At 67.8% G+C, this 22,116-nt stretch carries 22 protein-coding genes; 13 read left to right on the top strand and 9 right to left on the bottom strand.

Annotated features, from left to right (window positions below; translation table 11 throughout):
* Positions 1–231 precede the first annotated feature (231 nt).
* Positions 232–1,362, top strand: coding sequence for a 3-deoxy-7-phosphoheptulonate synthase (locus U5771_RS04455; protein ID WP_322022846.1), 1,131 nt, complete (start codon positions 232–234; stop codon positions 1,360–1,362).
* A gap of 388 nt (positions 1,363–1,750) precedes the next feature.
* Complete coding sequence (locus U5771_RS04450; RefSeq protein ID WP_322022845.1) at positions 1,751–2,179, top strand: PRC-barrel domain-containing protein; 429 nt, start codon at positions 1,751–1,753, stop codon at positions 2,177–2,179.
* A gap of 195 nt (positions 2,180–2,374) precedes the next feature.
* On the opposite strand, the gene dapF is transcribed toward U5771_RS04450, so the two are convergent.
* Positions 2,375–3,184 carry a diaminopimelate epimerase gene (dapF, locus tag U5771_RS04445; RefSeq protein WP_322022844.1) on the bottom strand — a complete coding sequence of 270 codons (810 nt, stop codon included), beginning with the start codon at positions 3,182–3,184 and terminating at the stop codon, positions 2,375–2,377.
* 278 nt (positions 3,185–3,462) lie between these two features.
* Between dapF and U5771_RS04440 the strand changes: the two genes are divergently transcribed.
* From U5771_RS04440 to trhA, 3 genes are all read left to right on the top strand, one after another.
* A complete protein-coding gene (locus tag U5771_RS04440; protein ID WP_322022843.1) occupies positions 3,463–5,541 on the top strand; it encodes a carbon starvation CstA family protein in 2,079 nt (692 codons plus the stop codon).
* Positions 5,542–5,553: 12 nt separating this feature from the next.
* Positions 5,554–5,760: a YbdD/YjiX family protein gene (locus tag U5771_RS04435; protein WP_322022842.1), complete on the top strand. Its 207-nt coding sequence runs from the start codon at positions 5,554–5,556 to the stop codon at positions 5,758–5,760.
* Between the two features lie 223 nt (positions 5,761–5,983).
* Positions 5,984–6,604 carry a PAQR family membrane homeostasis protein TrhA gene (gene trhA, locus U5771_RS04430; RefSeq protein ID WP_322022841.1) on the top strand — a complete coding sequence of 207 codons (621 nt, stop codon included), beginning with the start codon at positions 5,984–5,986 and terminating at the stop codon, positions 6,602–6,604.
* Positions 6,605–6,694: 90 nt separating this feature from the next.
* On the opposite strand, the gene U5771_RS04425 is transcribed toward trhA, so the two are convergent.
* Entirely contained in the window at positions 6,695–7,126 is a 432-nt protein-coding gene (locus U5771_RS04425; RefSeq protein WP_322022840.1) for a nuclear transport factor 2 family protein, read from the bottom strand.
* 118 nt (positions 7,127–7,244) lie between these two features.
* Positions 7,245–7,598, bottom strand: a complete 354-nt coding sequence (locus U5771_RS04420) for a DOPA 4,5-dioxygenase family protein (RefSeq protein WP_322022937.1) — start codon at positions 7,596–7,598, stop codon at positions 7,245–7,247.
* 494 nt (positions 7,599–8,092) lie between these two features.
* Between U5771_RS04420 and U5771_RS04415 the strand changes: the two genes are divergently transcribed.
* The 3 genes from U5771_RS04415 (at position 8,093) to U5771_RS04405 (ending at position 9,615) form a co-directional block, all read left to right on the top strand.
* Positions 8,093–8,470 (top strand): hypothetical protein, encoded by a 378-nt coding sequence (locus U5771_RS04415; protein WP_322022936.1) that lies wholly within the window; start codon positions 8,093–8,095, stop codon positions 8,468–8,470.
* A gap of 223 nt (positions 8,471–8,693) precedes the next feature.
* Positions 8,694–9,173, top strand: coding sequence for a hypothetical protein (locus U5771_RS04410; RefSeq protein WP_322022839.1), 480 nt, complete (start codon positions 8,694–8,696; stop codon positions 9,171–9,173).
* 181 nt (positions 9,174–9,354) lie between these two features.
* Positions 9,355–9,615: a hypothetical protein gene (locus tag U5771_RS04405; protein ID WP_322022838.1), complete on the top strand. Its 261-nt coding sequence runs from the start codon at positions 9,355–9,357 to the stop codon at positions 9,613–9,615.
* A gap of 151 nt (positions 9,616–9,766) precedes the next feature.
* Here U5771_RS04405 and hpnH read toward each other — a convergent pair whose 3' ends face one another.
* Together hpnH and ispH are read right to left on the bottom strand one after the other, a co-directional pair.
* Entirely contained in the window at positions 9,767–10,927 is a 1,161-nt protein-coding gene (hpnH, locus tag U5771_RS04400) for an adenosyl-hopene transferase HpnH (protein WP_322022837.1), read from the bottom strand.
* A gap of 12 nt (positions 10,928–10,939) precedes the next feature.
* On the bottom strand, positions 10,940–11,881 hold the full coding sequence (gene ispH, locus U5771_RS04395) for a 4-hydroxy-3-methylbut-2-enyl diphosphate reductase (protein WP_322022836.1): 942 nt from the start codon (positions 11,879–11,881) through the stop codon (positions 10,940–10,942).
* Positions 11,882–12,299: 418 nt separating this feature from the next.
* On the opposite strand from ispH, the gene U5771_RS04390 reads away from it, so the two are divergent.
* The gene (locus U5771_RS04390) at positions 12,300–13,487 is read left to right on the top strand and encodes a glycosyltransferase (RefSeq protein ID WP_059815209.1); all 1,188 of its coding nucleotides are present in this window, start codon (positions 12,300–12,302) and stop codon (positions 13,485–13,487) included.
* A gap of 116 nt (positions 13,488–13,603) precedes the next feature.
* Here U5771_RS04390 and U5771_RS04385 read toward each other — a convergent pair whose 3' ends face one another.
* Both U5771_RS04385 and hpnA read right to left on the bottom strand, forming a co-directional pair.
* On the bottom strand, positions 13,604–15,052 hold the full coding sequence (locus tag U5771_RS04385) for a phage tail protein (protein ID WP_322022835.1): 1,449 nt from the start codon (positions 15,050–15,052) through the stop codon (positions 13,604–13,606).
* 108 nt (positions 15,053–15,160) lie between these two features.
* Complete coding sequence (hpnA, locus tag U5771_RS04380) at positions 15,161–16,168, bottom strand: hopanoid-associated sugar epimerase (RefSeq protein WP_057925559.1); 1,008 nt, start codon at positions 16,166–16,168, stop codon at positions 15,161–15,163.
* 188 nt (positions 16,169–16,356) lie between these two features.
* On the opposite strand from hpnA, the gene U5771_RS04375 reads away from it, so the two are divergent.
* The 3 genes from U5771_RS04375 (at position 16,357) to U5771_RS04365 (ending at position 19,088) form a co-directional block, all read left to right on the top strand.
* Positions 16,357–16,653: an acylphosphatase gene (locus U5771_RS04375; protein WP_014900810.1), complete on the top strand. Its 297-nt coding sequence runs from the start codon at positions 16,357–16,359 to the stop codon at positions 16,651–16,653.
* A gap of 12 nt (positions 16,654–16,665) precedes the next feature.
* Positions 16,666–17,565 carry an EamA family transporter RarD gene (gene rarD, locus U5771_RS04370; RefSeq protein WP_322022834.1) on the top strand — a complete coding sequence of 300 codons (900 nt, stop codon included), beginning with the start codon at positions 16,666–16,668 and terminating at the stop codon, positions 17,563–17,565.
* A 398-nt stretch (positions 17,566–17,963) separates the two neighbouring features.
* Positions 17,964–19,088, top strand: a complete 1,125-nt coding sequence (locus U5771_RS04365) for an OpgC domain-containing protein (protein WP_322022833.1) — start codon at positions 17,964–17,966, stop codon at positions 19,086–19,088.
* A gap of 55 nt (positions 19,089–19,143) precedes the next feature.
* On the opposite strand, the gene U5771_RS04360 is transcribed toward U5771_RS04365, so the two are convergent.
* Both U5771_RS04360 and U5771_RS04355 read right to left on the bottom strand, forming a co-directional pair.
* A complete protein-coding gene (locus tag U5771_RS04360; RefSeq protein WP_322022832.1) occupies positions 19,144–19,350 on the bottom strand; it encodes a hypothetical protein in 207 nt (68 codons plus the stop codon).
* Between the two features lie 120 nt (positions 19,351–19,470).
* Complete coding sequence (locus U5771_RS04355) at positions 19,471–20,994, bottom strand: oligopeptide:H+ symporter (protein WP_322022831.1); 1,524 nt, start codon at positions 20,992–20,994, stop codon at positions 19,471–19,473.
* Positions 20,995–21,493: 499 nt separating this feature from the next.
* Here U5771_RS04355 and U5771_RS04350 point away from each other — a divergent pair, with 499 nt between their 5' ends.
* Entirely contained in the window at positions 21,494–22,075 is a 582-nt protein-coding gene (locus U5771_RS04350) for a cupin domain-containing protein (RefSeq protein ID WP_322022830.1), read from the top strand.
* Positions 22,076–22,116 lie beyond the last annotated feature (41 nt).

Here is a 22,116-nt window from a genome sequence, read left to right as displayed (position 1 = left end):
CGGTTCCATGAAACCCTGTCGAACGGCCCGGAAACGTCGGCAAGCGCACGCACGAAACGTGCGGCATCGGCGCCGCGCGCCGAATGCCGGTGATTCCTTGCGGATCGCCCGTCCGTCTTCGTCCGGCGTCTTGACGTCGGTCGCCTTTCCCCCGCCGTGCCTCGCTGCCGCCTTGCGCGAGTGCCATAATCGAGCCTGCCACTCATTCCAGACGTCCCCCGGAGAATCCCCATGCAGAACCTCGACAATCCTTCCCACGATCGCGAGGTAGGCAGCGCCGACGCGACGCAGGACACCACGCGTATCGACGACGTCCGCATCGGCGCCGTGCGTCCGCTGATCTCGCCCGCGCTGCTGCAGGACGAACTGCCGGTGCCGGCCGCCACGCAGACGCTCGTCGAGGACACGCGCCGCGCGATCGGCGACATCCTGCACGGTCGCGACGACCGGCTGTTGCTCGTCGTCGGCCCGTGCTCGATCCACGACCACGACCAGGCGCTCGAGTACGCCCGCCGCCTCAAGGCCGCCGCCGACGCGCTGAAGGACGACCTGCTGATCACGATGCGCGTGTACTTCGAGAAGCCGCGCACGACCGTCGGCTGGAAGGGGTACATCAACGATCCGCGTCTGGACGGCAGCTTCCGCATCAACGAAGGGCTGCGCGCGGCGCGGCAACTGCTGCTCGACATCAACGCGCTCGGCCTGCCGGCGTCGACCGAATTCCTCGACCTGCTGAGCCCGCAGTACATCGCCGACCTGATCGCGTGGGGCGCGATCGGCGCGCGCACGACCGAGAGCCAGAGCCATCGTCAGTTGGCATCGGGGCTGAGCTGCCCGATCGGCTTCAAGAACGGCACCGACGGCGGCGTGCAGGTCGCGTCGGACGCGATCGTCGCCGCGCGCGCGAGCCATGCGTTCATGGGGATGACGAAGATGGGGATGGCCGCGATCTTCGAGACGCGCGGCAACGACGACGCGCACGTGATCCTGCGCGGCGGCAAGAACGGGCCGAACTACGATGCCGAGCACGTCGAGGCGAGCTGCGCGGTGCTGCGCAAGAGCGGGTTGCGCGAACAGGTGATGGTCGATTGCTCGCATGCGAACTCGAACAAGTCGCATGAGCGGCAGATCGACGTCGCGCAGGATCTCGCGCGGCAACTGTCGCAGGGCGAGCACCGGATCGTCGGCGTGATGGTGGAGAGCCATCTCGAGGCCGGGCGGCAGGACCTGAAGCCGGGCGTGCCGTTGCAGTACGGGGTGTCGATTACCGATGCGTGCTTGAGCTGGGGGCAGACGGAACCGGTGCTCGATGTGCTGGCGGAGGCGGTGCGGCATCGCAGGGTGTATTCGCGGAATGCGTGATGCGGCGTGGCTGCGTGGCGGGCTGGTGTCCGCCGCGTAGTTCGTGCACCGGTGACGACCGGTTGCCTGTCAGCGTTCTCCTGATCGACATGCCGTGGCGCGTGCTTTCCCCGCCGCGCGCACCCCATATCCGCACGTTCATTGATCTCCATCCGGCCCACCCCGCCTGCCAAGCCGCACCCCGAACGCACGATCCGGCGAATGCCGCTACCATGAAGCCGTGTTGCACACTGCGGCCCGGCCACGCCGGTCCGTCCTGCACACACGCAGTGGCGGCGCGGCCGGCCGCCACGCGACCGACGAAGCGCGGGGCGCTCACCGATCAGCCGTTGCGCCCGCGCCGCTTCGCTCCCGGAATCAACAACAACCGAACCGGAGTGCAATACACATGAAGTTCTACAAGACCCTCATCGCCGCAACCGTCCTCGCATCGAGCGTCAGCGCGCACGCGCAGATCGCCGGCGCGCAGCCGCTCAGCGTGACCGTCGAGCAATCGCAGGCGCTGCTCGAAGGCTGGAGCGTGAAGAAGAGCGTGCTCGGCAAGACCGTGTACAACGACGCGAACCAGAAGGTCGGCACGGTGCGCGACCTGATCGTCGCGCCGGACGGCTCGGTGTCGGCGGCGATCGTGTCGGCCGGCGGCTTCCTCGGCGTGGCCGCGCATGACGTCGCGGTGCCGATCGCGTCGCTCGACGTGCGCAACGGCAACATCTACCTGCCGGGTGCGACGAAGGATGCGCTGAAGGCCACGCCGGCGTTCCAGTACGCGAAGGTGCCGTCGCCGCCGAAGCCGAAGAAGATCGACGAGCAGCACTGATGCACGCGGCCCGGCGCGCGATGTGCCGGGCCCGGCCGACCGCGCGCCAGCTCCGGCCGCGCGTCGGCGCGACAGTCGGGCACGACAGCGTAGCGCCCGGCGCATCGCTCCTGTCGGATCAATGGCGATGCGGCTGTATTGCCGCGCCGCATGCGGCCCGAACCGATGTCGCGCATGCCATGACCGCCGGCATCGTCACCCCATCCACACCGCATCGAAACCGAACGCGACCGGCCCGCTCAGCAACACGCTGCCCGCTCCGTCCCACTGCACGACGACATCCCCGCCGTCGCAGGTGACGCGCACCGTCTCGTCGAGCAGCCCGCGCCGGATGCCGTTGACCACCGCGCCGCACGAACACGATCCCGAACCGAGCGGCACGCCGCCGCCGCGCTCCCAGATGCGCAGCCGGATGTGCGTGCGGCTGACGACCTGCACGAAGTGCACGTTCGTTTTCAGCGGAAACAGCGGATGCGTCTCGATCGCCGGGCCGAGCGTTTCGACGTCGACCGCGCCGAGATCGTCGACGAAGAACGTGCAGTGCGGGTTCCCCATGTTGCACGCGGCCGGGGCGCCGGGCAGCGGGAGCGCGAGCGTGTCGGCTGGCTCGGCGACGGGCACGTCCTGCCAGCCGGTGCGCGGCGCGCCCATCTCGACGGTGACCCGCCCGTGCGCATCCTGCGAGCATGACAGGCGGCCGCGGTTGGTGCGCAGCACGACCGACGACGCACCGGTTTCCCGCATCAGCTTCCACGCGACGCCGCGCGTCGCGCTGCCGCAGGTATCGAGCGCGGAGCCGTCGGGGTTCCAGAATGCGACGCGGGCGGCCGCGTCGTCGCAGTCCGAGATCACCGCGAGCTGGTTGAAACCGATCCCGTTACGGCGGTCGCCCATGCGCCGCACGAGGCCGCGGTCGATGCGATGCGCGCCGGCGTCCCGGCCACGCAGGTCGACGACGACGAAATCGTCGCCGTTCGCGTTCATCTTCTGAAATCCGATCGGCATGGCGGGTCCGGAATCGAGGCACGCGAATACTGTACGTGGCCTGCCGGCGGCGAGCAATCGCGGCCCGGCGACGCGCCCGCGACACGCGACGCCCCACGTCTACGTAATTCTACGTAGCCCCGCATACGTAGTTGTGCGCTTGTAAGCCGCCCCCGTCGCGCGGAATACTACGGCCCACTGCCGCGCTTTCCACGAGACGCGGCACGACGCATCGACGTCACGCGGATTCGGCGCCTCGCCGGATCCACTCAAAACCACATAGGAGACCAGGAGACGCCATGAATCGGGCTTCCAGTACCCTGCTCTGGATCGCGGTCGCGCTGCTCGGCGCGTTCGCGTTCGGGACGATCGCACTTGCGCACGGCGAACGCGTCAGCGCGCTCTGGATCGTGATCGCCGCAGTCTGCGTATATCTGATCGCATATCGCTTCTACAGCCGTTTCATCGCCAGCAAGGTGATGCAGCTCGACGGGCTGCGGATGACGCCGGCGGTCAAGTACAACGACGGCCTCGACTACGTGCCGACCAACAAGTACGTGCTGTTCGGCCATCACTTCGCCGCGATCGCCGGCGCCGGGCCGCTCGTCGGCCCCGTGCTCGCCGCGCAGATGGGCTACACGCCCGGCATGCTGTGGATCCTGGCCGGCGTCGTGTTCGCCGGCGCGGTGCAGGACTTCATCGTGCTGTTCATCTCGACGCGCCGCGACGGCCGCTCGCTTGGCGACCTCGTCAAGATGGAACTCGGCACGGTGCCCGGGGTGATCGCCCTGTTCGGCGCGTTCCTGATCATGGTGATCATCCTCGCGGTGCTCGCGCTGATCGTCGTGAAGGCGCTGACGAATTCGCCGTGGGGCACGTTCACCGTCGCCGCGACGATTCCGATCGCGCTGTTCATGGGCGTCTACACGCGCTACATCCGTCCGGGCCGCATCGGCGAAGTGTCGATCATCGGCTTCGTCGGGCTGATGGCGGCGATCGCGTTCGGCCAGAACGTCAGCGCCTCGCCGACGCTCGCCGCATGGTTCACGTTCAGCGGCACGCAGCTCACGTGGATCCTGATCGGCTACGGCTTCGTCGCATCGGTGCTGCCGGTGTGGCTGCTGCTCGCGCCGCGCGACTACCTGTCGACGTTCCTGAAGATCGGCACGATCCTCGGCCTCGCGATCGGCATTCTGGTCGTCGCACCGGAACTGAAGATGCCCGCGCTGACGAAGTTCGTCGACGGCACCGGCCCGGTGTGGTCGGGCAACCTGTTCCCGTTCCTGTTCATCACGATCGCGTGCGGCGCGGTGTCGGGCTTCCACGCGCTGATCTCGTCGGGCACGACGCCGAAGCTGATCGACAACGAAACCAACGCGCGCTTCATCGGCTACGGCGCGATGCTGATGGAATCGTTCGTCGCGATCATGGCGCTGGTCGCCGCGTGCGTGATCGAGCCGGGCATCTACTTCGCGATGAACGCGCCGGCCGCCGTGCTCGGCTCGACGCCGGAAGCGGTTGCGAACACGGTCACGCAGTGGGGCTTCGTGCTGACGCCCGACATGCTGACGCAGACCGCGAAGGCCGTCGGCGAAACGACGATCATCGCGCGCGCGGGCGGCGCGCCGACGCTGGCCGTCGGCATGGCGCACATCCTGCACCAGGTGATCGGCGGCGAAGCGATGATGGCGTTCTGGTATCACTTCGCGATCCTGTTCGAGGCGCTGTTCATCCTGACGGCTGTCGATGCGGGCACGCGTGCGGGCCGCTTCATGCTGCAGGACCTGCTCGGCACGTTCCACCCGGCGCTCAAGCGCACCGAGTCGCTGCCCGCGAACCTGGTCGCCACCGCGCTGTGCGTGGCCGCGTGGGGCTACTTCCTGTACCAGGGCGTGATCGATCCGCTCGGTGGCATCAACACGCTGTGGCCGCTGTTCGGCATCTCGAACCAGATGCTGGCCGCGATCGCGCTGGTGCTCGGCACCGTCGTGCTGTTCAAGATGAAGCGCGAGCGTTATGCATGGGTGACGATGGTGCCGACGGCGTGGCTGCTGATCTGCACGCTGACCGCCGGCTGGCAGAAGATTTTCGACGCGAACCCGAAGGTCAGCTTCCTCGCGCACGCCGCGAAGCTGCAGGCCGCAGTGGACGAAGGCAAGGTGCTCGCGCCGGCGAAGTCGATCGCGCAGATGCAGCGGATCATCTTCAACGACTACATCGATGCGGCGCTGGCCGGGCTGTTCATCTTCGTCGTCATCAGCATCGCGGTGTATGGCGCGATCGCCGTGCTGCGCGCGCGCCGCGAGTCGAAGCCGACCGTGCGCGAGACGCCGTACGAAGCGATGCCGGCCGCGCAGGCGCTCGGCAGCGGACGTTAAGGGGAGGCCGCGATGTTCACCGATCTCGGCGGCGACCTGCGCAGCGCGGGGCGTTACCTCGGGCAGGCGTTGCGGCTGATGGTCGGCCTGCCCGACTACGACACCTACGTCGCGCACATGCGCGCAACCCATCCGGACCGCGAGCCGATGACCTACGAGGAATTCTTCCGCGAGCGTCAGAACGCGCGGTACGGATCGGGGGCAGGGAAGTGTTGCTGAACCGTGCCGGCGCAGCCGGCCGGTAAGACGGACCGATGGCGGTCCGGTGACGGACCAGGAAGCGCCGCGAAGGCATTCGCGGCGCTTTTTGTTTTGGGGGCAGGGCGGCGCGCGCGGCGCCGCCGCCGCCGCGGCGCTTGACCGGCTTCAGCGCGGCTTGATTCACCGGCCGGTATCATAGGGCTCTGCTTTTTTCCGAAGAATCCGCGCAGGAGAACCCGTCGTGCATGTCGGTGAGCGTTTCAACAGCATTTCCCATCTCGTCGGCGCGGTGCTGTCGGTGGCAGGGCTGGTCGCACTGGTGACGATGGGCGCGCTCGACCGCGATCCCTACAAGATCGTGAGCTTCAGCGTGTACGGCGCGATGCTGATCCTGCTTTACGGGATCTCGACGGCGTATCACAGCGTGCGCAACCCGCGCCTGAAGGCGATCCTGCAGAAGTGCGACCATTCGGCCATCTATCTGCTGATCGCGGGCAGCTACACGCCGTTCACGCTCGTCACGCTGCGCGGCCCGTGGGGTTGGTCGCTGTTCGGCGTGAGCTGGGGGCTCGCCGCATTCGGGATCGCGCAGGAGCTCACGCTCGGGCGGCGCACGCGCATCGTGTCGATGGTGCTGTACGTGCTGATGGGCTGGCTCGCGCTCGTCGCGATCCGTCCGCTGATCCATGCGCTGCCGCCGGTCGGTACCGCATGGCTCGTGGCCGGCGGCGTCATCTACAGCGCGGGGATCTACTTCTTCATCAACGACGAGCGCATCCGCCACGGGCACGGCATCTGGCATCTTTTCGTGCTGGCCGGCAGCCTGTGCCAGTTCGTCAGTGTCGCGATGTATGTCGCGTGAGCGACGCGGGGCGGCGGCGAATGCGCGGCCGCATGCGGCGGCCGTGTCAGCCGGAGCAAGCGTGCCGGGCGTTCGTGGTGGTCGTCGGCGTCAGGTGCGGCCGGTCGCTGGCGCGACGTTCCGCAGCGCGCTGAACCCGACCCACCCCCAGTAGACGCGATGATGCGCGATCAACCCGTCGCGCAGATCCATCACCTCGACGAGATCGACCTGATCGCCGTCCGGCGTTTCGCGCGGATATTCCCACGTGAGTTGCCGGCCGTTCGAGAAGAACAGCCCTGTCCGATACCAGCGTCCGAGCGGGTTCCCCGGATTGCGCAGGCCCGCCGCGAAGAACGCGCCGATCGCGGCCTTGCCGTGCAGCATGCCCGAGCCGTGGTCGGGCAGCGTGGCGACGATCAACGGCGTTTCGAGGATCGCGTCGTCCGCGTACAGCGACATCAGCGCGTCGAGGTCGCGTGCGACGACGGCGGCGTGCCAGTCTTGGTGGATGCGTTGCGCATCGATGTCGGCGTGGGTCATGACGGGTTCCGGCAAGCGTGGGTAACGGAACCACTGTATCGACGCCACGGCGCCGGACGTTTCAATGCAGGCCGAAACGTGGAGGTCGCGCGTGCCGAGCGCGACCGTGTACCGCCCGTCAGCCCCCCAGCGCGCCGAGATTCAGTTCATACGACTTGCCGATCCAAACCGCGCTGTCGCGATGATCGCGCAGTTCGTCGTGGGTATTCGGATGCAGGAAGAGGTCGAGCGCGCCGTGATTCAGCACGAGCCACGGCACGATGGTGTCGAATCGCGCGGCGCCGAATGCGATCTGGTACGACCAGGCCGGATGCGGGCCGACGAGGCGCTCGTGAAAGCGGCCGAGCTCGATGATCGCGCCGAATCGTTCCTCGACGACGAGGCGAAACGCCCAGGCCGCGTCGCGGCTCGCGGCGTCGAAGTAGACGTGTGCATGCCAACTGTCGATGGCGGTGGTGTCGATGGCAGCCATGGTGGAACTCGAGAGAAGAACAGGGAAGGGATGGGAGCCGTGATTGACGGCCGATGCGCAATTATCGCGCTGACTCGTCGGACACGTCTCGTCACCGAGCGGTAAATCGGTGCGGATGATTTGTCGTGCGTCATGGAAACCAGCGCGTTCGTCGAGGCATTTCCAGTTCATGTCGGCATGCACGCGATCGCGCCGAAAGCCTTGATAGCCCGCGCTTCGGCCGAAATCGCAGCGGCAATACGTCATTTCAAAAACTGCAAAAGCGATTCGCGCGCCGCTTCGAATCGTCTGCGAAAACGCGATCAGGTAGTTGAATGAAATAAAGAAATTCCGTACATGCGGTATTGGCGAAACACGCGGATCGCGGCCCGCCTGTCGACGCCGAAAATATCAATTGCGGAATCGGCTATTCAAGCCCACGGCCACGCGACATACGATGATTGCACCGCATCGACGACGGAGATCGATGCGGAAACAACCATCTGGAGGCCATGATGCGATCCGTTGTTTCCCTTGCTGTCCTGTCCGGCGCGCTTGCCGCGCTGCCCGCCGCGAGCTTCGCGCAGTCCGTCAACACCGAGTGGCAGTCGAACGTCGCACCGTTGACCTGGTCGGCGGCGCGTGCCGAAACCGACGTGCAACTGATGCAGATGACGCGCGCCGGCTATCGCGCGACGACGGCCGGCAACCAGAACTATCCGCTCGCGATGCAGCGTGCGCTCGAACGCGTGCGGAACCCGGTGCCCGATCGTTCGCGCGAGGAGAAGGCCGCGATGGAAGCGCGCGCGGCCGGCGCCGCGCAGAGCGGCCATCCGGTAAAGGCGTTCTTCGTGAAGACCGCGTACTACCTGAAGGGCGAGAACACGTTCTGATGCGGGAGACGAGCATGGCATGCGCAATCCGACTCCCCGGCGCGTTGCACGCGTCGGCGATCCGCGGGCTGCCGGCTGCGTGCGCGACCCGGCGGCGGGACGACGTGCACGGTGCGCGGCGCCGCGCGAACGGCAGTCGCGACGCGAGCCGCGGCACCGTCGCGTGCCGCATCGCGAGGCCGGGATTCGACGCGCACGGCGTGGCCGCAAGCGAGGACGGATCATGAAGGCCGTCCGAAAAGGCCGTCGCCACCCGCCGTTGACGCGCGAGTGGCTGCTGCCGCTGCCGCCCGCGCATGTGCGCGACATCTCGCTGAAATGCCACATGGCGCTCGTCGCGCTGCGCGGCGAGCACGGCAGCGAAGCATTGCTGATGCGGCTGCGCACGAGCGTCTACCTGGTGTTCCTCGCGCTCGACGATGCGGTATCCCCGGATGCGAGCATCGACCTGTGTGTCGACGCGGAGCGCGTGCTCGACGCGAGCGTCGAGCGCGCCGCGCAAAGCGGCGCATGGACGCTGCACGACGACGAATGCACGGTGCTCGAACGCGTGCTCGCCGTGAACGACACATGCGTCGCGACGCTCACGCGACATCGGCTCGCCGAGCTGTGGCGTCATGTGTGCGCGTTCGCGTCCACCGAGCAGCGGGCACTGGTCGCACAGGCGGCGGCGAAGATGCGGGAACCGGCCGTGCTGCATTGAGCGGCGGCAACGCGACCGGCCTCCGGGCCGCGTTTCATACGTGTCCCATTCCCTGGGGCCGACTCTCGCCGTCTAATGGCATGACAGGAGCCGAACGGGTTCGGTCGACGACGCGCCATCCTCGCGTTGGCGACGATCGTGCGTGTCGGCGCGAACGCATTCGTTTCGGTCAGGAGGAGCGATGGCGCTATACAGGATCGGCGGCTACTTCACGTGCGGAAGCGGTCGCGCATTCAACGAGAACCTGCCGCCGGGCAGTGAAGTGACGGTTGCGGGCATCTATCGATGCACCGTATGCGGCGACGAGATCGGCATCGCGAAGTTGCAGGCGCTGCCGTCCGACGACGAGCATCGGCACGATCTCGATCCGCCGTGCGACCCGCTGCTCGATCCCGGCCCGACTGCATGGCAACTGATCGCGGCGGCGCAGTCGAGACACTAGGCGGTCGGCGTTCGCATGCGCGGGCGTGCGCGGTACGCGCCGGCCCCCACGACGACGCCCGACAAAACAAAAGCGCCACGGAGCGAATCCCGTGGCGCTTCTTCGATGCCGGCCGATACGGAGGCGCGAACCTCCGCATCGCGACACGCGCTTAAGCCGCCGTTGCCGGCTTGGCCGGCTTCTGCAGCTTGCCCTTGCCGGCGCGCTGGATTTCCTCGAGCTTGATCTCGACGTGGCGCGAGAACACGTACTCGGCCGGACGCTGCTTCGCGATCGAGATGTCCGGCGCGAACGCGCCTTCAGTCTTGATACCCTTCCGGCTCACGGCGAACGCCTTCAGCGGATGCGCGATCGTGTCCATCACGGCGGTGGCTTCGAAGCCGCAGTGGACCATGCAGTCCGCGCACTTCTCGTAGTTGCCGACGCCGTAGTTGTCCCAGTTCGTGTCTTCCATCAGTTCCTTGAAGGTCTTCACGTAACCTTCGCCGACCAGATAGCACGGCTTCTGCCAGCCGAACACGGTACGCGCCGGGTTGCCCCACGGCGTGCACTTGTACGTCTGGTTGCCGGCCAGGAAGTCGAGGAACAGCGACGACTGGCTGAACGACCAGCGCTTGCCGCCTTCGCCGCGCTTCAGGATCTCGCGGAACAGGTTCTTCGTCTTGTCGCGGTTCAGGAAGTGCTGCTGATCCGGCGCGCGCTCGTACGCATAGCCCGGCGACACGGTGATGCCGTCGACGCCGATCGGCCCCAGCGTATCGAAGAACTTCGCGACGCGCTCGGGGATCGCATCGTTGAACAGCGTGCAGTTGATGTTCACGCGGAAGCCGCGGCGCTTCGCTTCCTTGATGGCCGCGACCGCCTTGTCGTACACGCCTTCCTGGGACACGGAATGGTCGTGCATGTCCTTGTCGCCGTCGAGGTGGACCGACCAGACGAAGTACGGATTCGGCTCGTAGTCGTCCATCTTCTTTTCCATCAGGAGCGCGTTCGTGCACAGGTACACGAATTTCTTGCGCTTCATGATGCCCTTGACGATCTCCGGCATCTCCTTGTGGAGCAGCGGTTCGCCGCCGGCGATCGACACGATGGGCGCGCCGCACTCGTCGACGGCTTCCAGGCATTCCTCGATGGACAGGCGCTGGTTCAGGATCGGGTCCGGATAGTCGATCTTGCCGCAGCCGTTACAGGCGAGGTTGCAGCGGAACAGCGGTTCGAGCATCAGCGCGAGCGGATAGCGTTTGTTGCCGGACAGGTGTTGGCGCATGATGTATGCGCCGACGCGGACTTGCTGGAGCAGCGGAATAGACAAGAGATGTCCTCCTTAAACTTCGCGGGCGACAGCTTGCGTAAGCTTCGCCGGCAACTTGAATTCGACTTTTTCCTCACGGCCCGCCATCGTCGTGACATCGACGGGCCCCAGCGCGCGCAGCGCGCCGATTACATCCTCGACCATTTCCTCGGGTGCCGACGCGCCGGCGGTCAGGCCGACCGTCTGCACGCCCGCGAACCATTCGGCCTTCACTTCCGAGCCGTCGGCGACGAGATAGCTCGGTACACCGCTTTCGGTGCCGATCTCGCGCAGGCGGTTCGAGTTCGAGCTGTTCGTCGCACCGACGACCAGCAGCACGTCGACCTGGCCGCTCAGCTCGCGCACGGCGGCCTGGCGGTTTTGCGTCGCGTAGCAGATGTCGCGCGTGTCCGGGCCGACAATGTCGGTGAACCGGCGCTGCAGCGCTTCGATGATGCCGCGCGTGTCGTCGACCGACAGTGTGGTCTGCGTGACGTACGCGACCGGCGTGTCGACCGGCAGCGTCAGCGTATCGACTTCGGCCTCGCTCTGCACGAGGACCACCTCGGCCGGAATCTGGCCGATCGTGCCCTCGACTTCCGGATGGCCCGCATGGCCGATCAGGATCAGCCGGCGGCCCGCCGCGACGTACTGGCGGCCCTGCACGTGCACTTTCGTGACGAGCGGGCAGGTGGCGTCCAGCACGTCGAGCCCGCGCGTTTCCGCGTCGCGTTCGACCGTCTGGGCGACCCCGTGCGCGCTGAAGATCGCCACGGCGCCGTGCGGCACCTCGTCGAGCTCCTCAACGAATCGCGCCCCTTTATTACGCAGATTTTCGACGACATGCCGGTTATGCACGATCTCATGACGCACATAAACCGGCGCGCCGTGCTGTTGCAGCGCGCGATCGACGATCTCGATCGCACGGACAACCCCCGCACAGAAGCCGCGGGGCTGGGCAAGGATGACTCGCATAAGTGAGCGAACTCCGACGACAGACGCCGGGGTTCGAAGAGCTGGCACTGCTCGCTCGCCCCGGCTTGATGTTATGAAGGCAGGAAACGAACCGGCCAGGCCAGGCCCCGGAACCCCGAATTAATCGCGCATTTTAACCCTATCGGGCCGTCCTTGCTCTGGTGCTGTATCGGCCGTGTTGCATCCGCCGCAGAGCCGCGTCGGCGCTCGCGCGCGCGGAACCCGGTAAACTGCGCGGTTTCGCGGGCAGCCCGTCCGGCTGCCCGGCGTCGCGCTTATTTCAAGGCCATTCGATGACCGTCGATTCTTATGCGTATTGCCCTGCCGCCGGTGCGGTTAAGTGTGTTTTAAATCCGACCCTGATTGCGATCGAACGATCCGGGGTCGCTCGAGCCGGCATCCGGCAGGAGGCGTGCCGATGATGCTGGCGATAACCTTTCTGGTGTCCGGCCTGTCGCTGCTGATCTGGATCGTGCTGCTCGTCGCGCGCGGCGGCTTCTGGCGCGCGCGGCCCGCGCGGGCCCTGCCGCCGGAAGCGCGCGGCGCCGCGGCCGAGGCCGGCTGGCCGGCCGTCGTCGCGGTCGTGCCGGCGCGCAACGAGGTCGACGTGATCGCCCGTGCGGCGACGTCGCTGCTCGAGCAGGATTATCCGGGCGACTTTCATCTGATCATTGTCGACGACCACAGCGACGACGGCACGGCCGATGCGGCCCGCGCGGCCGCGCTCGCGATCAATCGTGCGGACCGGCTGACGGTGCTGGCCGCGAAGCCGCTGCCGGCCGGCTGGTCGGGCAAGGTGTGGGCGCAGTCGCAGGGCATCGCCGCGGTGCGCACGCTCGGGCTGCCGGCCGACTACCTGCTGCTGACGGATGCCGACATCGGCCATCCGCCCGACGCCGTCGCCCAGCTCGTCACGCGCGCGCAGGCCGAACAGCGCGATCTCGTGTCGCTGATGGTGCGGCTGCGCTGCGATTCGTTCTGGGAAAAGGCGCTGATCCCGGCGTTCGTGTTCTTCTTCGCGAAGCTCTATCCGTTCTCGTGGATCAACAATCCGCGCAACCGGACGGCCGGCGCCGCGGGTGGCTGCATGCTGGTCAAGCGCAGCGCGCTCGAGGAGGCGGGCGGTATCGAGTCGATCCGCGGCGCGCTGATCGACGACTGCAGCCTCGCCGCGCAGATCAAGCATCGCGGCAGCGGCCGGCACCCGATCCGGCTCGATCTGGCCGACCGCAGCGTGTCGCTGCGTCCGTACGACAGCTGGCGCGACATCTGGAACATGATCGCGCGCACCGCGTTCACGCAGCTCCACTATTCGCCGCTGCTGCTCGCCGGCACGCTGCTCGGGATGACGATCATCTACCTCGTGCCACCGGTGGCCGCGCTCGCGTACGGCGCGCGGGCCTGGCCGGCGTGGCTCGCATGGGCGTCGATGTGCACCGCGTATGCGCCGATGCTGCGTTACTACCGGCGCTCGCCGCTGTGGGCTCCCGCGCTGCCACTCGTCGCGCTGTTCTACGTCGGCGCGACGTTCGCGTCGGCATGGCGTTACTGGCGCGGCAAGGGCGGCCAGTGGAAGGCGCGCGTGCAGGCGCCGGTGGAGCGCTGAACCGGACGACGCCGGCACATGCCGGTTGTTTTTCCGGACTCCGGACTCCGGAAAGCAAACAGCCCGATCGGTGCGAACCGATCGGGCTGTTTCGTTTGCGGCGGGGCCGCGCGCGCTTACCGCTGCGTCAGCATCATGTACATCTGGATCACGACGTCCGGCGAGAACGTGAACGGCACCCAGCCGTAGCCGGTGTGGCGCGCGACCAGCAGACGATCGCCGTTCGACTGCTTTTGCACGGCCATTATCGGGTTCTTCGTCGTCACGAAGCGCCAGCCGGCCGGAATGCCCGGCGGCGGTTCCGGCTGCATCGACGCGCGCGCATGTGCGAGTTCCTCGATCAACTGGCCCAGCTGCTCCGGGTGCAGCGTGATCGACTGGCCGTTGACGGTCAGCGTCAGTTCGTTCTGCGACGGGCGCGCGACGTGCAGCGTCGCCTTGTCAGCAGGGGTGTCCGCGGCTTCGGCAGCGGGGGCGATTTCAATCGCGGTGTCGGCTGCCGTCGTCGCGACGACGGCGGTGGTCGCGTCGGCCGGCGCTGCAACGACTTCAGCGGCGACGACTTCATCGGCGACGACCGGCGCGGCTGCGTCCGCCACCGGCTCGCCAGCGGGCTCGACAGCCGGTTCGACGACCGGTTCGACGACTTCAGCCGCGACGGCCGGCCCGGTTGCCGCAGTCGCCACGGCCGCCGCATGCGTCGCGGCTTCCTTCACGACGGCTTCGACCAGCGCTTCCGCATCGGCGATCGCCTTCGCGTGACGCTCGGCGGCCGCTTCGGCCTGTGCGATCGCTTCGGTGTGGCGTTGCGCGACGGCCTCGGCCTCCGCGGTCGCTTCCGCGTGGCGTTGCGCGGCCGAGTCGGCTTGCGCGATCGCCTCGGCGTGGCGCTGCGTGACGGCTTGCGCTTCGGCGGTCGCGTCGGCGTGGCGCCGCGCGGCGGCTTCCGCTTCCGCGATCGCCTGCGTGTGACGCTGCGCGAGTGCGTCGGCCTCGGCGATCGCGGCCGCGTGGCGCTGCGTCGCGGCCTCGGCTTCGGCGGTCGCTTCCGCGTGGCGCTTCGCGGCGGCTTCGGCTTCCGTGGTGGCCGCTGCATGACGCTGCGCGGCCGTATCCGCTTCGGTCGCGGCGGCGTGATGACGCTGCGCGGCGGCCTCGGCTTCGGCGATCGCGGCCGCATGACGCTGCGATGCGGCTTCGGCATCCGCGTGGCGCTGCGCGAGCGCTTCGGTCAGCGCGGTCGCTTCGGCGTGCCGCTGGACGGCGGCTTCGGCCTGCGCGGCGGCTTCGGTGTGGCGTTGGGCGGCGGCTTCAGCCGCGGCGGTGGCGTCGGCGTGGCGCTGCTGCGCGGCATCCGCGTCGGCGGCTGCGGCCGTGTGGCGCTGCGCGGCGGCCTGTGCTTCGGTCTCCGCGGCGGCGTGACGTTCGGCGGCGGCCTGGGCTTCCGTCGCGGCGGCGCGCGCGAACGCTTCCGCGCTGCGTGCCGCCTGCTGCGCGGCGTGGTGATCGTGGAGGAGCCGATCGACGCCCGCGTTGAGCGAATCGATCTGTTCGTTCAGGTTCATGCGTGTCTTCTCTGCGTAAGACCCGCGATTTTAACCGCTGCGCCGCTGCCGGACCGTCAGCGACGTGTAACAAAGTGCGCAAAGCGGCGTGAAACACGCCGCTTTGTGTTACTTCAGGTAGCCCGCCGAGCCGAACCAGTCGAGCGCGTCGCGCAGCCCTTCGCGGTACGGACGCGCGCGGTAGCCGAGCTCGCGCTCGGCCTTCGCGGACGTGAAATACATCTTGTTCTTCGACATCCGCAACCCGTCGACGGTCACGAACGGCTCCTTCTTCGTGAACTTCGCGACGGCCTCCGCGCCGACCGCGAGCGGGTAGAGCGGCCAGCGCGGCAGCGCGATCGTCGGCGCCTTGCGGCCCGTCATCTGCGCGATGTCGGCCAGCATCTGCTGCAGCGGCAGGTTCTCGCCGCCGAGGATGTAGCGCTCGCCGATCCGGCCGCGCTCGAGCGCGAGGAAGTGGCCGTGCGCGACGTCGTCGACGTGCACCAGGTTCAGGCCGGTATCGACGAACGCGGGAATCTTGCCGAGCGCGGCCTCGACGATGATGCGGCCGGTCGGCGTCGGCTTCACGTCGCGCGGGCCGATCGGCGTCGACGGGTTGACGATCACGGCCGGCAGCCCTTCGTCGGCGATCATCCGCTCGACCGCGCGCTCGGCCAGCACCTTGCTGCGCTTGTACACGCCGATCGCCTGCTCGGCGGTCAGCGGCCGGTTCTCGTCGGACGGATCGCCGGCGCTCGTGACCTTCAGCGTCGCGACGCTGCTCGTGTAGACGATCCGCTCGACGCCTTCGGCACGCGCCGCGCGCATCGTCGCGACCGCGCCCTCGAGGTTCGCGCGCTCGATCTCGTCCGGATCCGGCGCCCACAGCCGGTAGTCGGCCGCCACGTGCAGCAGGTAGCGCACGCCGCGCAGCGCGGCGCGCATCGACGTCTCGTCGCGCATGTCGCCGGTCACGATCTCGGCGTCGAGATCCGCGACGTTCGTGCGCGGGCTGGTCGGGCGCACCAGCACGCGCACCGCATAGCCTTTCTGCTGCGCGATGCGTGCGACGGCCGAGCCGACGAAACCGGACGCGCCGGTGACGAGAACGAGATCGCGGGAGGTATCAGTCATGCGTTTCCTTCAGGGCCGCGCGCGGGCGGCGCGGCGGTTGTGCGTCGGCGAGATTGTACGTGGTCGGCGCACATGGCGACGCGCGCGCCGCGCGACCGCGGCCGCCTGCGGCCGGCCCGCCGGTCACGTGTGCGAAGCGGCCGACGCGACTACAATGCCGGGCTTGAATGCTACGGGAGGGCGACGCGATGAGCCGCAATGAACTGGACGAACGGATCGAGACCTACTACGTGCGGGTGCGCGGCGTCGTGCAGGGCGTCGGTTTCCGTCACGCGACGGTGCGCGAGGCGCACGCGCTGAAGCTGCGCGGCTGGGTCGCGAATCTCGAGGACGGCAGCGTCGAGGCGATGATCCAGGGCCCCGGCGCGCAGATCGACCGGATGCTCGCGTGGCTGCGCCACGGGCCGCCGTCCGCGCGCGTGACCGAGGTGACGTTCGAGGAGCGTCAGGTCGAAAAGCGCTTCGAGCGCTTCCAGCAGCAGTAAGGCGAACACAACATGACGGGGTATCCGGAGGCCGGGCGCGGCCTCGTGCTGTCGGTGACGGCATCGACGCTGTTCGCGCTGATGTCCGCTTACGCGAAGCTGCTCGCGCCGCTCACGGGACTCGACATTTTCGCGTGGCGCATTCTGTGGACCGTGCCGGGCGCGCTCGCGCTGATCGCGCTGCGCGGCCGCTGGCCGGCGCTCGTCGAACTCGTGCGGCGCGGCGTGCGCGACTGGCGGTTGCTGATCGCGCTGCCGGCGAGCGCGGCGCTGCTCGGCCTGCAGCTGTGGCTGTTCCTGTGGGCGCCGCTGCACGGGCGCATGCTCGAAGTGTCGCTCGGCTATTTCCTGCTGCCGCTGACGATGGTGCTCGTCGGCCGCTTCTACTATCACGAACGGCTCGATCCGCTGCAATGGGCGGCGGTCGCATGCGCGGCGCTCGGCGTCGCGCACGAGGTGTGGGCGACGCGCGCGTTCGCGTGGCCGACGCTCGTCGTCGCGCTCGGCTATCCGCCGTATTTCGTGCTGCGCCGCCGGATCAACGCCGATTCGCTGGCCGCGTTCGCGCTCGAGATCGTGCTGCTGTGCCCGATCGCCCTCGCGATGGTATCGGCGAGCGCCACGCCGGTCGCCAGCCATCCGCTGCTGTGGGCCGTGCTGCTGCCGGGGCTCGGCGTGCTCAGCACGCTCGCGCTCGCGAGCTACCTGAAGGCGAGCCGGATGCTGCCGATGGCGCTGTTCGGGATCCTCGGCTACGTCGAGCCGGTGCTGCTTGTCGCGGTGTCGCTGCTGCTGCTCGGCGAGACGCTGAGCGTTGCGCAGCTCGCGACGTACGGGCCGATCTGGGCCGCCGTTGCATTGACCGCGTGGCACAGCGCGATGCTGTTGCGGCGCCTGCCCGTGCGGGGCTGAGCGTCGTCGCTCGACGGCGCGACAGCGGCAATGCACGTGCCGCGCATCGCGCGTTCCTCGCGTCGAATCCCGCGATGCCGGCATCGAACTGGCATCGCGCTGACATCGCGCCGACATCGGGCTGGCGGCCTCGCCAGCGTTGCATCGCCGATGTCACGCCTGTAATCGAACAGAAGATTCCGTTGCACTTTGTTACTTAGGGTATCCCCCGGCCGGCCACTAGACTGACCTGACCGTCTCCTCTTCGTATGCGGCTTTTCCATGAACGGTCATCTCCGTGCCGGGCCGGCCGGGTTGGCGCGATACGAGCATACGCGTAGCGCCGCTGATCCCGTTCGCCTGCTCCCTTCCGAATGCTCGACCGGTGCGTGCCGCGCCGTCGTCGCGCAGGTGCGGCCATGTCGGTGAGCACGCCGCCCGCCGTCTCGCTGCCGCCGGCGCGCGGCGGCCGCCTGATCGAAGTCGATTTTTTCCGCGGCATCGTGCTGCTGATGATCGTCGTCGATCACATCGGCGCGAGCGTGCTGTCGCGCGTGACGCTCCACGCATTCGCGCTGTGCGACGCGGCCGAGGTGTTCGTGTTCCTCGGCGGCTTCGCCACCGCGAGCGCGTACGGCGCGATCGCCGACCGGCACGGCGCGCGCGCCGCGCAGCGGCGGTTCGTGCGCCGCGCGATGCAGATCTATCGTGCGTTCCTCGCGACGTCGACGCTGATGCTCGTCGTGTCGGCCGTGCTCGACCATTACGGGATCGACGCGCCGAACCTCGCGCTCGACGACGTCAGCGTGATGCTCGCGTCGCCGCTCACGGGCGCAGCCGAGCTGCTCACGTTCCAGCGCCAGCCGTATCTCGCGTCGGTGCTGCCGATGTACGTGCTGTTCGCGCTCGCGTCGCCGGTGATCGTGCCGTTCGCGCGCCGCCATCCGTGGCTGCTCGTCGCGTTCAGCGCGGCGTCGTGGCTCGCGGCCGGCTGGCTCGGCCCCGAGCTGCTCGACACCGATTCGTTCCGCTGGAGCTTCAACCCGTTCGCGTGGCAACTGATGTTCGTCGCCGGCGTGCTCGCGCGCTGCCAGCCCGCGTACCGGCACGTCGCGCTCGGGCGCTGGAGTGCCGCGGCGACCGGCGTCGCATGCGCGATCGTGTTGGGTTGCGCGAGCTACAAGCTGTTCTCGGGGCTGCCGGTGCCGGAAGGCGTGCTCAAGCGCGATCTCGCGCTGCCGCGCATCGTGAGCTTCGCGGCGATCGCGTGGCTGATGGCCGACTGCGTGCGCCACGGCTGGATCGCGCGCATCGCGCAGGCCGTGCAGCCGGTCGTCGCGGTCGGCCGGCGCGGCTTGATCTGCTTCGTCGCGGGCGCGGCGATCTCGCTCGTCATCGATTCGCTGCTGCATCCGGTCGCGAACGGCGCGGAGTTGCGGCATCTCGGCGTGGGCCTCGCGGCCGACGCATGCGCGGTCGGGCTGATGATAGCCGTGGCCGGTTCGGGAACGTGGTTCGCGCGCCGGCGCGGTGCGGCCGCGTGAGCAGTGCGGGAAAACGCGCAGGCGGCACGCAGGGTGCCGCGCGGCGTTGGTGCGGTCAGTGAGGTGAGCCGATGCGGGAGCGGGGGACGGCGGTGGCGTCGTCGGATTCGACGTCGTCGCGTTCGTCGGACGTCGGATCGTCCTCCTGCGCGAGCACCGCGTCGGCTTCGGCCGCGGCCCGGGCGGCGCGCAACGCGGTGCAGCGCTGCGCGTGCCGGATGTCCGACAGCATTCTCAAGAGCCGAGTCGTTTTGCTTTTCATGATCTTCTCCCGCCAGTGCGCATCGCGACGGAGCGGATGCGCCGTTGCAACCAGTGTAGGACGTGCTGGCCGCGCCGGCGGGAGAATGTGGCGTGCAGGCCGCACGCCGAGGGATAGTACTTACTGGGCGGAGGCCAGCGCCTGCGCCTGCACCGCTTCTTCCTCGCGGCGCTCTTCCGCGCAGCGCTGATGCTGGCGCGACAGGCGGTTCATCATCGGCAGCAGCAGGAGGGCGAGCAGCATGCCGATCGCGGCGAGCCAGCCGAGCTTCTCGAACAGCGACAGGTAGAGCGGCAGCGATTCGGTGGCCGGCAGGTCGTGCGACGGCATCTGCGCGAAGTTCGCGACGACGCTGCCGAGATACTGCGACACACCCGTCGCGACGAAATACGCGCCCATCATGAAGCCGCTCATGCGCGCCGGCACGTAGCGGGCGATCATCGCGAGGCCGAGGCCGCTCACCAGCAGTTCGCCGAGCGAGTAGAGACCGTAGCCCCACACCATGAACCACGACGACACGCGACCGTCCACCGCGTAGCGGCCGCTGATCGTGAACACCAGGTAGCCGGCGGCGACCGCGCCGAAGCCGAACGCATACTTCGCGGCGACCGGCAGGTCACGGCCGCTCTTCGAGAACGCGTTGTAGACCCACACGAGCACCGGGCTCAGCATCATGATCCAGATCGGGTTCAGCGCCTGGAACTGCGCGGCGCTCCACGTGAACATCGTCGTGCCGAACAGGATGAAGCGCGGATCGACGTTGCGGAGCGCGAACAGCGTGAGCGACGTCGACATCTGCACGTAGAAGATGAAGAACAGGATCACCTGACCGATCAGCACGAGCGCCGCGATCAGGCCGGCGCGTTCCGAACGCTCCGACTTCGCGATCATGTACGCGAAGATCGCGAGGATCGCGAACGCCGCCGTCCACACGCTCGCGACCGCGAGTTGCTTGTGCTGCAGCACGTACAGCGTGATCAGCGCGAGTGCGACGCCGCCTGCCGCCACGCCGCCGAGGCGCTTCCAGCGGATCGGTTCGTCGTCGGGCTGCGAGCCGATGTGCGCGAGCGTGCGGTGCATCAGCATGAAGTTCAGGATCGCGAGCAGCATGCCGGCGCAGCAGACCGCGAACGCGGTGTGCCAGCCCCAGTGATCCTTGATCCACGGCGTCGCGAGCATCGACACGGTCGAGCCGATGTTGACCGCCATGTAGTAGATCGTGAACGCGCTGTCGATGCGCGCATCGTCGCCTTCGTAGATGCGGCGCACGAGGTTCGCCGCGTTGGCCTTGAACAGGCCGTTGCCGACGACGATCACGCCGAGCGATGCGTACATGTACGCGAGCGCGTCGTTCGGAACCGCCAGCATCAGATAGCCGGCGCACAGCACGGCCGCGCCGATGATCATCGTGCGACGGGCGCCGAGCACCTTGTCGCCGATCCAGCCGCCGATCGACGGCGACGCGTACACGAGCGCGGTGAACGCGCCCCAGGTCAGGTTCGCATGGCTGTCGGTGAAACCGAGCCGGTCGACCATGAAGAGGACCAGGAGCGCGGCCATGCCGTAGTAGCCGAAGCGCTCCCACATTTCGATAAGGAAGACCGTCGTAAACGAACGGGTCTGTGAAACAGGTGCGTGCATCATCAATCTCGTTTGAAACGGACGGCGCGGATCGCGCGTCGCCTTGGGGGTCGAACTGGCGCCGGAGCACGGTGGCCGGGTAGGCTTTGCGTCGGCGATGGAGCAGTCGGGCGGGTTAGCCCGGGCCGGGGTCGGATTCCGCCAGATAAGGCGGTGCGAGGCCCCGACCGGCGCGCGAATGGTAACGTTTGCCGGTCCGGTGCGTCAGGTCCGCGCCACTCAGGGAAACTCCCGATATGGCAGCAGCTTTCAGGAAAATTTGTCTCATCATCTACTTGTAAGCTTGGCGCCCGTTCTCCGCAGATTCCCGGAGAGCCGCTTGCAGCTTGCCTGTGAAGCGGGCGAGTCTGGCAAGATAGCGCGTCGTTTCGCTCGCTTCGTGCCCTGTTTAGTGCACCGGGCTCAACACCGAAGACGTGTGCGAACCCGAAGACTAAGCCAAATCGATCTAACTTAGTTACTTTCCATCAAACATTTTTTGACGACCACTTTTCGGCCTGCTATGGTTCCCCCCACTGAAAACTCGCAGTCGGCAGACGCTGCCGCCGCACTGGGCAGCAAGATTCGCGCGTTGCGCCAACGACTCAAGCGCACGCTCGACGACACCGCTACCGCCGCGGGGATTTCGAAGCCGTTTCTGTCTCAAGTCGAACGCGGGCTCGCGTCGCCGTCACTGACGTCGCTGGCCGGTATCGCACAGGCGCTCGGCGTGACGGTGCAGTACTTCGTGGATACGCCGAGCGAGGAACGCTCGGTCTGCAGAGGCGATCAGTTGCGCTTCTTCGGATTCGCCGATTCGGCGAACCTGTTCGCGAGGCTGACCAACGTGACCGAAGGGCGTCAGCTCGAGGCGATCCTCGTGCGGATGCCGCCGGGGCAGAAGCGGTCGGAAGTGACGACACATGCAGGAGAGGAGTTCCTGTATGTGATTGAAGGGGAAGTGTCGCTGACGCTGGAAGGCAAGACGTTCGTCCTGCAGGCCGGCGACAGTTCGCACTATCAGTCGACGGTCCCGCACAGCTGGGTCAACACCGCGAAGGTCGAGTCGGTGGTGGTCTGGGTCGGTACGCCGCGGCTGTTCTAACGCACAGGTATTCCTTCGTTTCCGAGACGGAATGCCTGTCG

Origin of the sequence: Burkholderia sp. BCC1977 (assembly GCF_905339595.1) — a bacterium.
GTDB lineage: Bacteria > Pseudomonadota > Gammaproteobacteria > Burkholderiales > Burkholderiaceae > Burkholderia.
Note: the sequence above shows the minus strand (reverse complement) of the source record. Positions and strands in the feature narration are given on the sequence as shown.